Here is a 14,624-nt window from a genome sequence, read left to right as displayed (position 1 = left end):
ATACAACCAGCAATACCTTTACTGATAAATCCGGGCAGAAGATTCAGGGCGGTGACTCTCCGGCCTGAAAATCGCCGGAGTATTCACGGCAGCCAGGGTCAGCCCGACAGGACGTCGGGCTGAGGGCGTGCGGCACAGGGAGGTGCCTTATCCCCCCAAACCCTCATTTATTGCTAACCCGCACCTTAGTTCCCTGATGATATAGTGAGCGCTGAATTTCAGGAGGGACAGACGTGGAAAGAGTACGGGCAGCTATCGAACGACAGGTACTGGGACTCACCGGTATTGCCCTGAAGGAGATCGACTATGAACATCCGGCGGGAGAGCCGGGGCTGTTCGGGCCGCGCTCGGTCATCTGGCAGGTGCATGGCGATTTTACTTCTATGCTGTGTGGCGGTATTAGCGCGCTGCTGCTGCAAATGCTGCATCCTCTGGCGCTGGCCGGGGTGTGGGATCACTCCAACTTTCGCGAAGATATGCTCGGCCGTCTGCGGCGTACCAGCCAGTTTATTTCCGCCACCACTTTTGGCACCACCCGGGACGCCGAGCGGCTGATCGAGCGGGTGAAGCATATTCATTTGCAGGTATCCGGATGTGACAGTGACGGTACGCCCTATGAGGCCAGCGATCCCCAATTGCTGACCTGGGTTCACGTAGCGGAGTGCAGCCGCTTTATGGCGGCGCACCTGCGCTACCGGCGTCCCGGACTGGCGATCGGCGAACAGGATCGCTACTACCGTGAGGCGGCGCGCATCGCCGAAGCGCTGGGCGCCAGAGATGTCCCGACAACGGTCACGGAAATCACCGATTATTTGCAGGCGCAACGTCCATATCTGAGGTGCGACTGGCGTACCCGGGAAGTGGCGAATCTGCTGCTTAATGCGCCGGCTCCAGGCCGTCTTGCCCGCCTGCCGGGCGCGTTAATGATGCGGGCCGGAATCGATCTGCTGCCTGATTGGGCGGCACAGATGCTGGGGTTACATCTGCCCACGTGGCAAAAGCGCATTGTGCGCTCAGGCGTGCACGGCGTGGCGAAAGTGCTGCGCGCCTCGGTACGTAATGGGGCATATCACTGTGCTATGCGGCGTATGGGAGAATCCCCCTGATTCTGGATTCGTGACTGAGCGTATAGTACAAGCATCGTAATGTCTGCAGGCCGTGAATCGATGCGATGACGACAGCTATGGCGGGTCGCCGATGAAACAGCTGGATACCAGATCCCCCTTTGACATCCTTTTTACGCTGGCAGGTATCAATAAAGATCGCGTACCATCACGCACCGCCGATCCGGCTCCAGACCGTGCTGCGCTTCTTGCTCCATCAGATGCCGTAAATCATCGGGGAGTTCCGGGGGAGTAAGAACCCGAAACCCTCGCCGCTGGTAAAAAGGGCGATTCCAGGGCACTTCGCTGAAAGTGGTCAGGCTGAGTTGACGAAACCCCTTTTCCCGGGCCATTTCCGCCAACCGGGCGAGTAGCGTACCGCCCACGCCTTTTCCCTGCCAGTGGTGGTGAACCGAAAATTCATGGATATGCAGACGACCATGACGTGCGTCAGCGGCCAGAAAGGCGATGGGGCTATCGTGCTTATCGACGGCGACCAGGCAGTGGCCTTTGTCGATCAGCGCCAGATGCGCCTGCGCGTTAAGAACAGTGTCATCGGCTATCCAGCTAAAGTCCGCCAGCGTTCGAAATGCCTGGCCGGCGGAGCGTTCAATGACGGGAAGGCTCGCGGCGTCGTCCGGGCGGGTGGGGCGGACAGAAAAGGGTTCCATATCAGAGTGCTGGCTCCTTATGTCTAAGCGATAAAAAAGGCCCCGATGCGCGGGGCCTGGTAGATTGTACTGCGGCGATTAACCCGCGTCTTTTACCACTTTGATATCGACCATTCCGATACCCAGCTTACGCGGCGCGTGGCCAAGGATATTGCCTTCGTTGGAGTCCTGCGGCTCCGGCGGCGTAATGGTCAGCACGTTGCTGTGGCCCGGGTTAGTGAAGTGCAGCGTGGTGGTGCTGATCTCTTTGTTCAGCGTCAGCGTCTGCTCGCTGTCGCCCACCCTAACCGGAATCGGTTTGTTGGCGTTAGGGCCGAAAGCCTTAGCGGTAATCACCAGCGAGAATTTCTCGGGTAGCGGTTGGTTGTATTCGATTTTTACTTCCGGCGCCAGGTTGGCGTTGGACCAGCGGCCCCAGGATTCGGGGCGTGAAATACCGCTAAACTGCTTCACGGATTCCGGCGCGCCGGGCACGTTGAAGACGAAGCTGTCGGCCTGATAGCGGATATCGTTATCGCTGGCCTTCAGCATGTCGATAGTGCGCTGGTAGCGATCGCTGTCGATAACGCTCTGCTTAATCGCCACCTTGCCCTGCCATTTGTCCTGCGTTACCCGGGTAATCCGCGGTTCGCCCCCCAGTTGACCCTGGGCCATACACAGGTCGGTGGAGAGGCTCAGCTGCGGATCCCACAGGCGGCCCATCTTGTAGCAGGTGTCGAACCAGACGAAATCATCGTTGGGCGCGAATTTCGCCAGCTGAATGCGCAGCGGATCGGAAAATTCGTTTTCGAGCTTCGGTTCAACGCGCTTGTCGCTGACTTTCAGCAACAGCGGCAGGCGGAAGGTAGAGCCGGAAAAGCTGACGTTATTCTGGGTGCGATCGAGAGTGAAGCTGTCGATTTTGGTCGGGAAGTTCCACAGATGCACCACCGACGGTTTCCAGGCCAGAATCTTCTCTTTCATGTTCAGGAATACCTGAGACAGCGACTGACCGGAAAGGCTGCTGCGCCCCAGACCCAGATAGTTGCCGCCGCCCAGAATATCCAGCACCGTGGCGCCGTTATCCATAGAGTTACGCCTGGTGGCAATCTGTTTCTGTTCCGGCTGGTCGCCGCGAATCACGACGAACAGATTGTTGCGCTGCTGCTCGTTCAGGTATTTCCAGGCGCCGTTATTCATGGCCAGATGGTCGGAAGAGACCACGATGACCGTATTTTTGAACCACGGTGAGGCTTTTATCTTCTCGATTAACCGGGCGATATGCTCCTGGCTACAGGTCACCGCGCTCAGGGTCTTGTTGGGTTTTCCGTCGTACTCGTAGCTTTTACGCTTACAGGTGCGGGAGACAAAGCCATCCGGATGGTGGGTATCCACCGTCAGGGTGAACAGCGAGAAGCGCTTGCCCTGTTTCGACAGCTCTTCATATTTCTGCCACGCTTCATCCAGTACGGTATCGTCGTAGAAGCCCCAGTCGTTGCGGTATTCTGGATCCTCCACCATGGTTTTCAGCTCTTCGGAGCCGTACAGGTGATCGAAACCGTGAGACTTCAGGAACACATCCTTACCGGCAAAGCGCAGGTTGGCGCCCTGGATAAAATAGTTCTGATAGCCGGAATTCTTCAGGATATCGCCCAGGCAGGTATTCTGCGGGAAGAAGGTCGACATGGAAGAAGCCGAGTTACCGTCGAACGGGGCGAACAGCGGAATACCGCACTGGGAAGCGACCATTCCGGCGATGGTGTAATCAGTGCCGGGGAGTTGTTCAGTATGGCTAAAGTCCAGCCCCTGTTTTTTCAGGGCGCCCAGTTCTGGCGTTAGATTTGGAAACGCCTGCTCGTTAAAGTAGGTGCGCTCCAGGCTTTCGCCATAGATGTAGACCAGGTTGAGCTTCGGATTGGCAATCTCTTTCGGGGGCTCTTTATAGTAGATCTTAAAATCGGGATCCCCGTCGCTGGTCTGAGACTTCACCAGCGCGGCAATCTGATGGAATGCCGGGCTGGCATCCACGGAACCCAGCGCCAGTGCCAGCGCCAGCAGGCTGTAGCCGAAGTGGTGGGGGCGATGCCAGCGGCGGCGTAGTAGCCAGGCCAACAGGACGAACATGCCCACCAGGGCCGCGATAATACCAATGCCCGGCAGAATATATTTACTGACGCCCGCGCCAGTCAGGCTGTTAGTCAGGGTATAGAGTACGGCGTCGTTAATCCCGTCGCCGGTAAAATAGTTACTGGCGTAGAGGGTCAGATTCAAAATGACGAACACGCTCAGCACCACCAGAATAGCGGCGAACCACAGGGTATTGCGCCCTGCCTTAAGCGTATAGATAGCAATGGACGCAATGAAGAGTCCTAATGAAAGCACTTCCGGCAAAGATACACCCTCTTAAGATAACCAGGATTGAGTTTGACAAATCAGACGCGCAACAATTTACAGCCGATGTCACATTGCTGCAATTCTACTGTCAAAATAGTGTGCAGGTCTTCAGAATTGGTTTATTCATCGTCATTCCTGATCCCGATCACGTTGGGCGCTGGCGGAGCGGCGCGAGACGAAAAAAGTGATAAAACGGGATTCGGGGCCGGGAAAATGCTGCTTTGTGCTATTTATGACGGTTTTATTTCTGTCATCAGGTTATCTAAGGTATTTTTAAGATAATGCCGATGTGAGCCAGGTCATATTTAAGGAAAATCTCACGATAAAGAGTGTGTGAATCATGACAGCTCTGATTTAAACCTGATTTGCCCCATTTTTAGGTGGATATAACAGTATGATGCTTTCAATCGTCAGTCTTATTGCGCTACTGGCGTTTGCGCTTTTTTGTTTCATGAAGCATTTTCGGGAAGTGAACAAGCGCAGGCTCTCTGGCCCAAAGGGCCGTAACCGGTTTCGGAAAAAATAACGCCGGGCGTAAAAAGTAATTCAGTTTTGTTTAATGTTCGTTTAACTAAAAGCGGCGACCCTGGGGGCCGCCGTTTTTGCTGGCTGAAAAATCAGGAAAGGAACTGTTTACCCTGCTTCAGCACCAGATCGCAGGCTTTGGTTTTTACTTTTTCCGCCAGTTGGGAATTCCCCAGGCTCTTCAGATCGAGCTGCTGGCCGTTACCGGTATTTAGCAGCCCCTGCAGACCCTGCTGATAATCCTGCTGCTGGCTCTGTTTCTGGGTATCCTCAAGGCCCAGTTTATTCAGAAGCTGGCTCTTAATATTGTCCGTGCTGGTCACGGATGTCAGCTTCTGCTTCGCACAGTATTGCATGATGCCTGCGGCGTTGGTCATGCTGTTGGCGCTTAGCGCCTGGTTGCCACCGTTCAGTAGGCCGGTAAGCTGAGAGAGGGAAGTGCCGCTCTTAGCGCCCGTTGAGCCGCTCTGGCTGCTAAGCTCGCTTGCCGCGCTGGACAGCTGATCCTGCCAGCTGGCGGCGCTGGCGCTGCCTGCAACCAGCATTGCGGCTGTCACCGCGCCATAGACCGCCTGTTTTACCGTAACCTTCATTTCTTTCTCCTTATTATTCCTCGTTGCCGGGCACAGTATAGCGCCTGTGCCCTGCGGCGAAATCCGATTCTGAATCTTCCGGAAAAAGGTTAGTACTCTTTACCTGTCACGCGACTGCGATAGCTTTCCCAGTTAAAGATCACCCACAGGCTGTTGCCAAGACGCATGCGATCCATCACCCGTTCGCCAAGCAGGGTATTCATCTCGTTAATATTCAGGTTGGTCAGCATGCCGGTGGGACGCCGGGAAGAGGAGCGGCGATCGACTATCTGGTTAATGATCACCTTTTCATAGCGCGACTCGGTTTGCATTCCGATTTCATCGATCACCAGCAAATCGACATTGCTTAGATCGTTGATCAGGCGCTCTTCGGTTGTGTCGCTGCCGCCGAAGGTGCCCTTAATGGCGGACATAATGTCGGCTACGGTGATAATCAACACCGTTTTGCCCTGTAACAGCAGCTCGTTGCAGATAGCGGCCGCCAGGTGGTTTTTTCCGGTGCCAGGACGTCCGGAAAAAACGAAGCTTGCGATATTGCCGTCGAATTCGGCGGCGTATTTACGCGCCCGCTCCAGCGCTTTCATCTGCCCCTCGCACTCGACCCGGTAATTGTCGAACGAGCAATTCATATGCAGTTCGCGAATGCCGGAGCGGTTAAAGGTACGCTGCATTTTCATGGCCTGATTTTCCCGGGCGATAGCGGCGGAGCGGATGCGCCCCTGTTCCTGCTGCCAGGCGAGCAGCTCTTCGCCGCTGGTGAACGCGGGTTTTACGTTGGCCGGCATCATCTTTTTCAGACGGGCCATCAGTGCGGCGGTATTTTTCATAGTCAGCCCCGGAATCCGTCAGGAATATTGTCATCAGGCTGCGATACGGCATTCACATCGCGCCTGGGCGCTCCGCCGTTTGCGGCCCGGGATATCTGAACGCTGCGCGCCAGTTTCTGCTGCCACTGCACGTGATGAAAGACCTTGCCTTCCGCCTGCCAGTAGGTCACGAAAGAGGCCAGCTCCTGTTGCGTCACCGGCTCGCGTAGCATAATGCCCCACAGCGCCGCCAGGCGCTGGAATTCGGGATCCGGCTGCCAGTCCGGATACATGGCGAACTTGCCCATCGGGGGGGCAATGGCCGCTGCGGCGGGCTTTTCTTCAAACAGCGTCTCTTCCAGTGTCACATCGGACGCCGGGCGTTTCAACCGTGCCTCTAAAGCCAAAAGCTCCGCCAGGCGTCCGGCGGTCAGGGCGTAAAAGGCAGGTGCGTTGTTATTGAAGACAGCAACGGCGCCCTGCCCGGATGAAGCCAGGGCCGCATCAGGATCCTGGCAGAACGCGTCAATACCGATGACATCGGAAGTCAGGATTTTGGCAGACATAACATCATCTCAGAAAGCATCAAGGACTGCCCAACCGGGCAGAAGAACGGTGACGTATCATAACATAAATCCGTTGCGATAAGGTTCGCAAAAGCGCCGACGTTACGGACAGATATAGCGCAGAACCACCCGTACCGCCATTGCCCGATAGTGGGCGCGCATTGCGTTGGCGTCGCTGCCTTCCTCAAAAAGCAGGGAGAAGGTATAGCTGTTGGCGGCGTAGTGAAAGCTAAAGCTGCTTATCAGGCGATGAACGTCCCGGGCGTTGACGCTGGCGCTAAACAGCTGTTTCGCCTGACCGCGCTGCAGGATATCGTCCAGTAGCGTCAGGGCGCTGCGATTCACCTCTTTTAGCCAGGCGGAGTCACGGGCGTAGCGGCCGCGCTGCATATTTTCCATGCTGATGATGCGCACGAAATCCGGATTATCGGCGTGATAATCGAAGGTGGTTTCCACCAGCAGCACCATCGCTTCGACCGGCGGCAACTGCGCCAGATTAAGCTGGTGTTCGGCGCCGCGAATCCGGGTGTAGACATACTCCAGCACCTGCATATAGAGATGCTCTTTATTTTTAAAATGGTAAACCACCATGCGCTTGGTGGTGTTGGCTTTATCCGCTATTTGCTCCATACGCGCACCGTTAAGGCCATATTCGGCGAACAGCGTGATAGCGCTGAAAAAAATCCTCTCTTTCAGTGTGGCGGTGGCCTCGTCGAAAGGCCCGGGCAGATAGATATCCCGATGTTCCACGGTGTCTCCTTGTACTTCCGGTCAAGCTCCGGGCATGGCCTGGGCTTCATATTGCAGGTAGAGGCTATCGCGGCTGCCTCTACGGTGATGCGCGACCGATGGCTGGTCAGGCTCAGAGTACCCCAAAATTTGTCCTGGCGATCGGTTAACGGGAGCATTAGCCTGGGCGTTTCTTTGGAAAATCGCTAAATCAGAGTCAGTCCTTCCACAGGGTAGCAACCGGGTCATGCTGATATGCGTCACATTCCGGCCATTCATGCCGTCAGATAGCGCGATTATCGCAGCGTTTATGCGATAAACAAGTGAAAGCGGCGAATTCTACGCTGTCGTTTAATAGCGCTGTTGAAATACTTTTAAACAGCATTTCATTAACAATGGCGGGAAGGAATGGTCGGATTAACACAGACAGATAGTGGCGCAGGCAGGAACGTCTATCACTCTGGCGCAGTCACCGGAAAACGTTAATCGCTGGCTTGGGCATCAGTCGCTTATCCCCATCGACATCAGCGTTGAGCGAATACCCGCGTCAGACCGGCCCGGAGATGGTGCGGGACCGGACAATTGAACCGGGTCTCGTGGTAGGTGCGATTTCCGTCTCCTGGAAGACGGCGGTATGAAGGTCGATGCGATCGCGTTCGGTAATAGCTCATTGCAGGTCTTTACGCCGCTGGGAATGATATGTCCAGCGTGATGCAGGGGGATTACCCAGGCGGCGGTATCACGCAGGGGCCCGTGATGACGTTTGGCCGGCAAACGTCCGGGAGAGGCGCTGTCGGTTTCGGAAAATAATACAAGTAAGGGTATTAATTATTTAGAAACAGTGAGTTAATTTTTTTTTATTATTCTTAAATTAATATACTTATACGGTTTTTATAAAAATTAAGCCGCACGATAAGTTACCCCTTCAGTAAGGAAGAAACACTCAGTGTCGATAAATCATCCGCAAACAGGAGGTACCACGGATTCCCGAAGGCCCTCTCTTGCCGCGCTTTCGCTGCTGAATGTGGTGCCGCTCCGTCAGGTTCGGACTGCGGCACAGGCCGGGTTTAGCTATATGGAGCTGAGGTTGCTGTCGGCGACGGATGGCGAGCCGCGTTACCCGAATGACGATGATTTTCTGTGACCTCACTTTTGGTACGGCTTGAGGAGGGGTTGCCGCTTCCTGGATGCTTCCTCATCCTGGGCGGCACTGGCTGATGGCGTCGGGTGGCTTACTTCCGCTGATATTCGTGCCGTTGCTTCTGAGGAAGCTCCCTGAATTGCAGTTAAAGGGGCCGATCAGCGCCCCGGATTCTGGCACTTTTTGAACGTCCGTCATCTGGACTGCGTTCTTCTGACGTTCGCCTTGTGGTGGCATCTTTCGAACCGGTGCAGGGCGCACGCATATCGTTTTGGTGCGTTTATACCGTGGCCGGGCTATTTTATGGGGCTGTTTCTGGTCTATCTGCCAGGCAGCAGGCCGCCGACAATGGTTTGCGGGCGGGTTTTAGCGTGGTACAGGCCGCCGTCTACCAGTCCGGAGGCATTATGGGATCGCGGCTTGCCGGCTGCCGCTGGACGGGATTGATCCGCTCCGGGCGCTGGCGATTCGCTTTTACTCTACCCGGATTCGGGCGACCGGCAGCAGCCGGATGCATGGCGTGGGGCGGTTGTCAGCGCATTTGCCGGCGCCTGGATGATTGCCCTGGCGTGGTCGTTCCGTAGCGTGTTTCTGGCGTTATTTATTCCCGCGATTATGGTATCCGTAAGCATTCTTGCTAAGGGAATTTGTCACGGGCGATACAATCTGGGGGATTGTCGGGGAACGGTAAAAGCGACATAGCGTGGCTAGTTATAAGTCATTTTCACTGTGGTCAGTAAGCTATTTCCTGGTTATCAGGAGAATCTGGTGCTGGTATCTGGCTACAGTTTTTTCATAATGGAGGTAGAAATTTCCTGGATATCCCTGAATGTGAACCTAAAGCTGGTGTTCAGGCCCCGTCTGGCTTATGTTCTGGTCTGTTTGTGCAGTACAGAGTTCGTTTCGGTCGCCATTTTTTAGGCTAATTATCATTCTGTCGCGGTGGGTTATGATTCCTGATTCTTATAGTCTCAAAAATTTTATCAGAATGTGGGGGGGGATGGCAGGCGGCTCCAGGGAGAGCTTAGTAGGCGAGACGGGCGGTGAAAACAGCATCCTTATGTAGTTTAAGGTTTTTTTTGGTGATGATAAACATAGTGTACGGTTTTTTTATATTAAATTAAATCTCTTGATATTATTAATTCAGTTGAAGTTTTATAAAATGATATTTTTTGCATCTTTTCATCTTATTAAAAAAACGATAATAGAATTTTTTAAGATTTCGGCGGGATTGACAGCTAAAGTGTAACGGTACTATTTTAGCTGAGTGCGATATTCCTTTCCTGTTTTCGTGGAATGTTGGGAGTTTTCTACCCATTAAGATAAATGCGGTTACGATGCCAGGAATTTTCCTCTTATCGTCCAGGCACAAATGCCAACTTGTTACTATTGAAAATAAACCACTTTTGTTACTGGCGTACAGGAAAACAAAAGAAACGGATAATTAGCAGTTTCAGCAGAATAAATTACGGGAGGAGTTAACGATGTCACAGGGACGTCTTCAACACGCAATTATTTTCAGTCGCTACCCCGCGATGGCAGCAGGTCTGGAACAGGGGATTCTGGGGCTTGATTCGCAGACGGCGGTACATACCGTGGAAAGCTACGAAGCCGTAACACCGCAGCTATTACAGCAGGCCACGCTGGCGGTGATTGATCTGACCGGCGACGCCGTTGAAGTTGAACAGGATTTCCAGCAGTTACGCACGCTGTATCAGACCGGCCACCACATTTCCTGGGTTTTTCTTGTCCCGCACTTCGCCCGCTTTACCGCGATGCAACAGCTTCTGTGGCCTGGTAGTCTGCTGCTGCCTAACACGCTGACGCTGACGGATATTCAGCAGCGTATTCGTAGCGGAGAAGGGGGGAACTACCTGGGCGAGACCGAAAACACGGTTCTGGAAGGTCGGCAGCCGTTAACGCTTTCCGAGCGTCAGGTGTTGCGCCTGATGGCGAAGGGATGGAGCATTAATCAAATTTCCGGCTTGCTTAAAAAGAGCAATAAGACGGTTAGCGCCCAGAAGAATAGCGCAATGCGTCGTCTGGCGTTGCGCAGTAACGCAGAGATGTATGCCTGGATCAACAGCCCTCGCGGTATGCGTGAGCTGAATGTCCAGCCGCTGGAATCTCTGGAAAAGTAGGCCGTTGCTATTCGCGCTGACATCCGTTAGTACGAATGCAGAGCGATGGCTATGTTAGCCCCTTTGCCCCGTTTATTTGATAGATGGGGCTTTTTTATAGTTCATCGCGGATTGGCGTGAAGCTGAAGCTACCGGCGGCAGCCCTGGCTTCCGGATGAGTATGTAGCGCAGGAGAAGGTTCCGTTCACCTTAAGGTGATTTCTTCTATGCCGGTACACCGGTGAACGGGCCAGGGGCTCAAATGACGCTACCCTGGCCCGTTCTACCTGCTGTGGATTAACAGAGAAGCAGCTGCGTAAAGTGGACGTAGCAGCCCACCACATCATCATATTCTGCCGGTTTTTTGTTTCCGCTTTCGAACACTCCACGCTAATCCGCGATGAACTTTTTTATGGCGTAACAAAACGGAATAAATTTTAATTGAAATGTTTAGCTTGCTATTATTACAAGTTGAAACCATTTTGCGGGTTATTTCGGCAGACGGCTCTGATATAAACAAATAATTAACATATGAAGAACATGTGTTAACAGGGCTGGCGTTGCCTCCGCGACAGGGACTGCCCCAATCTTTCCTGGCCTGACTCAAACGCGAGCCGTTCTTTTACCGCTGTGTCGGTGTTTGCAAGACAGGACATACCCTATGTTTACTCCCCTTACCTGGACGACAACGCAACGTCATGTCGCGATTGCCAGTTTTTCTGCGTGGATGTTGGATGCTTTCGATTTCTTCATACTGGTTTTTGTGCTGAGCGATCTGGCCGGCTATTTTCACTCCTCAGTGTCAGACGTTTCGTTGGCGATCATGCTGACGCTGGCGGTGCGGCCTGTTGGCGCGCTGGTATTTGGTCGACTGGCTGAAAAGTTTGGTCGGCGCCCGATTCTGATGTTTAACGTCGCCTGCTTTTCAGTTTTCGAACTGCTTTCGGCATGGTCACCTACCTTTTCGGCCTTCCTGCTGTTCCGCGTAATCTATGGCGTTGCCATGGGCGGCATCTGGGGCGTTGCCTCTTCTCTGGCGATGGAATCTATTCCTGACCGGTCGCGCGGGCTGATGTCCGGCCTGTTCCAGGCGGGCTATCCCTGTGGTTACCTGCTGGCTTCGGTGATTTTTGGACTTTTTTATTCACTGGTGGGCTGGCGCGGAATGTTTCTGATTGGCGCGCTGCCTGTGGTTCTGCTGCCCTATATCTGGTTTAAGGTGCCGGAATCACCGGTCTGGCTGGCGGCGCGCGAACGTAAAGAGAGTGCGGCTCTGCTGCCGACGCTGCGCAACCACTGGAAACTCTGTCTGTATCTGGTGCTGGTAATGGCTTGCTTTAACTTCTTTAGTCACGGCACTCAGGACCTTTACCCTACCTTCCTGAAAGTACAGCACGGTTTTACCCCCCAAACCGTCAGCACTATTGCTATTTTTTATAATATCGCCGCCATGCTGGGGGGGATTTTGTTTGGCTCTGTTTCTGAGCGGATTGGCCGTAAGAAAGCCATGATGGTGGCCGCATTTCTGGCGTTGCCGGTACTGCCGCTGTGGGCCTTTTCCAGTGGTTCTTTCACTATCGGGCTTGGTGCTTTCCTGATGCAGTTTATGGTACAGGGCGCCTGGGGCGTGGTGCCGACCTGGCTGAACGAGCTGGTGCCGGCTAATGCCCGTGCGGTGCTGCCTGGCTTTGTTTATCAACTGGGGAATCTGATTGCGTCAGTGAATGCGACGCTGCAGGCGACCATCGCCGAGCGCCACGGAGGCGATTACGGCATGGCGATGGCCATCGTGGCCGGGACGGTCGCTGTTCTTATCTGCTTGCTGGTGGCTTTTGGCCGTGAAACCCGAGGCATGGTGATTTCCGGTCATCAGGGCGTCTCCCGGGCCTCAGCGCAAGGTCACTGACAGAGGTCCGCCCATGTGGCTTCGGTGAGCTCCGCAAGCCGGGAAGGCGATATACGGACGGCGCTATGGATGGCGCCAGCGGCGGGAAGCACTTCTGCAAACTGCTGCAAAGAGACATCGCAGTAGACAGGCAGCGGGTTTTCCAGCCCGAACGGACATACGCCTCCCACCGGATGGCCGGTCCAGGTCACTACTTCATCACTACTCAGCATCCGGGCTTTGGCGCCAAAAAAAGATTTCAGCTTTTTATTATCCAGGCGGGCGTCCCCTTTTGCGACCACCAGTACCACAGCGTCTTTAACTTTCAGGGAGAGCGTCTTGGCGATTTGTCCCGGCTTCACGCCGTGGGCGGCGGCGGCCAGCGCGACGGTCGCGGTGCTCTGGTTCAGTTCGATAATTTCAATTTCGGGGGCATTGGCGGCAAAAAACTGCCTCACGGATTGCAGGCTCATTAATCTTCTCCTGATAAATGCGCCTGATAATCTGTCACAGGGGAGGCGGACTGTAAACCGTTTGGATCGCTATTACCCCCGGGAATTCAGAGCTTTCTGTATCCCCGGCATACTACGCGCTGTCTCTTTGTTGGCTGCAATACTCGGCCCATCTCTGGGCCTCGCCCCTCTGGGATCGCTGCCTGCTCACATATACGGCTATGCCCCCGCAGATTCGTTCAATGGCCACCGCGGTGCAACGCGAATTATTCAGGGTGTATACCAGATTATTTCAGGGTGCAATCGCCGCACTGCTGTACGCCCGGCAGTCGGTTGCGCTGGCAGCAGGTACGGCGTACCAGCAGGCCATCGCGCGGTACTACGGTGCGAAACAGCGGGTTGTCGCGGCCACAGCTTAATTGTTTGCTGAAAAAGCAGCGCTGGCGCAGGGCGTGATACTGCTCATCGCCCAGCAGGGGGCGAATTTCACCCAGGAACCAGTTTACCAGGTAGCCGGTGTTGCTCCAGATGAGCTTGCCGCTAACGCCGCTGACCTTTTCCAGGGCGCTGACGACCGGCTGAATGCCGTCCATCCACAGCGCTTCCAGACGCTGTTCGAAGGAGAGCGTGGTAAGCCGGCGATCTTCGTGAACCTGCAGGTGAAAATGGGCGGCGCGCCCGGTTTCGTGGAATAGCGCATGTATGGCGCAGGGGGCGACTGACAGCGCTTTACCGGAATGAAACAGCGCCAGCATCAGCGGTGGAACCAGCAGACCGATATACCACTGGGCCCACAGGGAAGCCAGTGGCTTATTCTGGCGAGGTGCGTCGGGATTGTTGCGGTAGATATGCTGCGCATAGCTCGCCATCAGCGCATTGAGGACGGCGGGGCGGGCCCATTCGCTCAGCGTCATGCCTTCCGCCGGAATCTGAGCCGACAGAGTGATGGTGTCATTAAACCACGGACGCTGTTCACTAAAGAACGCACTTAGCGTTTCGGCCAGCGGCTGCGTCCTGCCTGTCTGTTCCGGCAGCCAGATCCCCGGCTGCGCAATGTGCGTGCTCTGTAGTGACATAGGCGAATTGCCAATCTAAATGATAATGATTGCCAATCTTAATCATAGCTATAATCGCTGGCAAGGGATTTCCCGGGTAGGTATGCGCAGCGTCAAAAAATGACGGCTGAAGGGGGAAAAGCCAACTGACAAATGATAAATATCACCATATGATATTGCTTATCATTATCAATTGATGGGCGTTCGGTATGTTACAACGGAGTCTGAGAAGCGGCTGGGCGGGCTTGCTATCCGGCGGGCTGGTAGCCTGGGGGTTGATACTGGGCGATCTCTCTTTTGGCGCCTGGCGTGCGTTAATGGCGTTGGCGATGGTGGCGACTGTGGCGATGCTGTTCCACCCGCGGCTGCGTCACTATCTGCTGTTGCCGTCCTGTATTGCCGTGGCGATGGGGATGGTGGCGGTGTTCATACATGGCGGAGTGTTTTCCGGTCATTGATATGACGCAGACAAAAACAGCGTTAAGAAACGATTTGAATTCGGGGAATAAAAACATAACAAGAGGAGACTGGTGCGAGGGGAGGGACTTGAACCCTCACGTCCGTAAGGACACTAACACCTGAAGCTAGCGCGTCTACCAATTCCG

The 14,624-nt window shown here is 54.4% G+C and carries 12 protein-coding genes and 2 pseudogenes; 6 read left to right on the top strand and 8 right to left on the bottom strand.

What is annotated here, in order from left to right; all coding sequences use genetic code 11:
- Window positions 1-233 precede the first annotated feature (233 nt).
- Window positions 234-1,106: an oxygenase MpaB family protein gene (locus V3W49_RS21755; protein WP_500148057.1), complete on the top strand. Its 873-nt coding sequence runs from the start codon at window positions 234-236 to the stop codon at window positions 1,104-1,106.
- A gap of 146 nt (window positions 1,107-1,252) precedes the next feature.
- Here the strand turns inward: V3W49_RS21755 and V3W49_RS21750 are convergent, their stop codons facing one another.
- From V3W49_RS21750 to V3W49_RS21725, 6 genes are all read right to left on the bottom strand, one after another.
- Complete coding sequence (locus V3W49_RS21750) at window positions 1,253-1,774, bottom strand: GNAT family N-acetyltransferase (protein ID WP_500148056.1); 522 nt, start codon at window positions 1,772-1,774, stop codon at window positions 1,253-1,255.
- A gap of 78 nt (window positions 1,775-1,852) precedes the next feature.
- Window positions 1,853-4,144, bottom strand: coding sequence for a phosphatidylglycerol--membrane-oligosaccharide glycerophosphotransferase (gene opgB, locus V3W49_RS21745; RefSeq protein ID WP_500148055.1), 2,292 nt, complete (start codon window positions 4,142-4,144; stop codon window positions 1,853-1,855).
- 620 nt (window positions 4,145-4,764) lie between these two features.
- The gene (locus V3W49_RS21740; protein WP_500148054.1) at window positions 4,765-5,265 is read right to left on the bottom strand and encodes a YjjA family protein; all 501 of its coding nucleotides are present in this window, start codon (window positions 5,263-5,265) and stop codon (window positions 4,765-4,767) included.
- 89 nt (window positions 5,266-5,354) lie between these two features.
- Window positions 5,355-6,092 carry a replicative helicase loader DnaC gene (gene dnaC / locus V3W49_RS21735; protein ID WP_500148053.1) on the bottom strand — a complete coding sequence of 246 codons (738 nt, stop codon included), beginning with the start codon at window positions 6,090-6,092 and terminating at the stop codon, window positions 5,355-5,357.
- A 2-nt stretch (window positions 6,093-6,094) separates the two neighbouring features.
- Window positions 6,095-6,637 (bottom strand): primosomal protein DnaT, encoded by a 543-nt coding sequence (gene dnaT, locus V3W49_RS21730; protein ID WP_500148052.1) that lies wholly within the window; start codon window positions 6,635-6,637, stop codon window positions 6,095-6,097.
- A gap of 102 nt (window positions 6,638-6,739) precedes the next feature.
- A complete protein-coding gene (locus V3W49_RS21725) occupies window positions 6,740-7,387 on the bottom strand; it encodes a TetR/AcrR family transcriptional regulator (protein WP_500148050.1) in 648 nt (215 codons plus the stop codon).
- 648 nt (window positions 7,388-8,035) lie between these two features.
- On the opposite strand from V3W49_RS21725, the pseudogene V3W49_RS21720 reads away from it, so the two are divergent.
- The 4 genes and pseudogenes from V3W49_RS21720 to V3W49_RS21705 all read left to right on the top strand — a co-directional run.
- Window positions 8,036-8,176 (top strand): annotated as a pseudogene (locus V3W49_RS21720) (FAD-binding protein); the annotation flags it as partial.
- A 136-nt stretch (window positions 8,177-8,312) separates the two neighbouring features.
- Entirely contained in the window at window positions 8,313-8,510 is a 198-nt protein-coding gene (locus V3W49_RS21715; RefSeq protein WP_500148049.1) for a hypothetical protein, read from the top strand.
- 1,913 nt (window positions 8,511-10,423) lie between these two features.
- A pseudogene (locus V3W49_RS21710) lies at window positions 10,424-10,621 on the top strand (helix-turn-helix domain-containing protein); the annotation flags it as partial.
- Window positions 10,622-11,288: 667 nt separating this feature from the next.
- Window positions 11,289-12,533, top strand: a complete 1,245-nt coding sequence (locus V3W49_RS21705; protein ID WP_500148048.1) for an MFS transporter — start codon at window positions 11,289-11,291, stop codon at window positions 12,531-12,533.
- On the opposite strand, the gene V3W49_RS21700 is transcribed toward V3W49_RS21705, so the two are convergent.
- Together V3W49_RS21700 and fhuF are read right to left on the bottom strand one after the other, a co-directional pair.
- Complete coding sequence (locus tag V3W49_RS21700; protein WP_500148047.1) at window positions 12,527-12,985, bottom strand: YbaK/EbsC family protein; 459 nt, start codon at window positions 12,983-12,985, stop codon at window positions 12,527-12,529. The genes V3W49_RS21705 and V3W49_RS21700 overlap by 7 nt on opposite strands.
- 266 nt (window positions 12,986-13,251) lie before the next feature.
- Window positions 13,252-14,040, bottom strand: a complete 789-nt coding sequence (gene fhuF, locus V3W49_RS21695) for a siderophore-iron reductase FhuF (protein WP_500148045.1) — start codon at window positions 14,038-14,040, stop codon at window positions 13,252-13,254.
- A gap of 188 nt (window positions 14,041-14,228) precedes the next feature.
- Between fhuF and V3W49_RS21690 the strand changes: the two genes are divergently transcribed.
- On the top strand, window positions 14,229-14,477 hold the full coding sequence (locus V3W49_RS21690; protein ID WP_500148044.1) for a DUF1435 family protein: 249 nt from the start codon (window positions 14,229-14,231) through the stop codon (window positions 14,475-14,477).
- The last annotated feature ends 147 nt before the right edge of the window (window positions 14,478-14,624 follow it).

This window comes from Rosenbergiella sp. YN46 (assembly GCF_036620675.1).
Lineage (GTDB): Bacteria > Pseudomonadota > Gammaproteobacteria > Enterobacterales > Enterobacteriaceae > Jejubacter.
The sequence above is the reverse complement of the archived record's forward strand: the minus strand, read 5'-3'. Positions and strand labels throughout refer to the sequence as shown.

Coding starts and splice junctions, on each gene's coding strand:
- V3W49_RS21690 (WP_500148044.1), top strand. CDS start 14,229: ATGTTACAACGGAGTCTGAGAAGCGGCTGGGCGGGCTTGCTATCCGGC.
- V3W49_RS21750 (WP_500148056.1), bottom strand. CDS start 1,774: ATGGAACCCTTTTCTGTCCGCCCCACCCGCCCGGACGACGCCGCGAGC.
- V3W49_RS21700 (WP_500148047.1), bottom strand. CDS start 12,985: ATGAGCCTGCAATCCGTGAGGCAGTTTTTTGCCGCCAATGCCCCCGAA.
- fhuF (WP_500148045.1), bottom strand. CDS start 14,040: ATGTCACTACAGAGCACGCACATTGCGCAGCCGGGGATCTGGCTGCCG.
- dnaT (WP_500148052.1), bottom strand. CDS start 6,637: ATGTCTGCCAAAATCCTGACTTCCGATGTCATCGGTATTGACGCGTTC.
- dnaC (WP_500148053.1), bottom strand. CDS start 6,092: ATGAAAAATACCGCCGCACTGATGGCCCGTCTGAAAAAGATGATGCCG.
- V3W49_RS21705 (WP_500148048.1), top strand. CDS start 11,289: ATGTTTACTCCCCTTACCTGGACGACAACGCAACGTCATGTCGCGATT.
- V3W49_RS21740 (WP_500148054.1), bottom strand. CDS start 5,265: ATGAAGGTTACGGTAAAACAGGCGGTCTATGGCGCGGTGACAGCCGCA.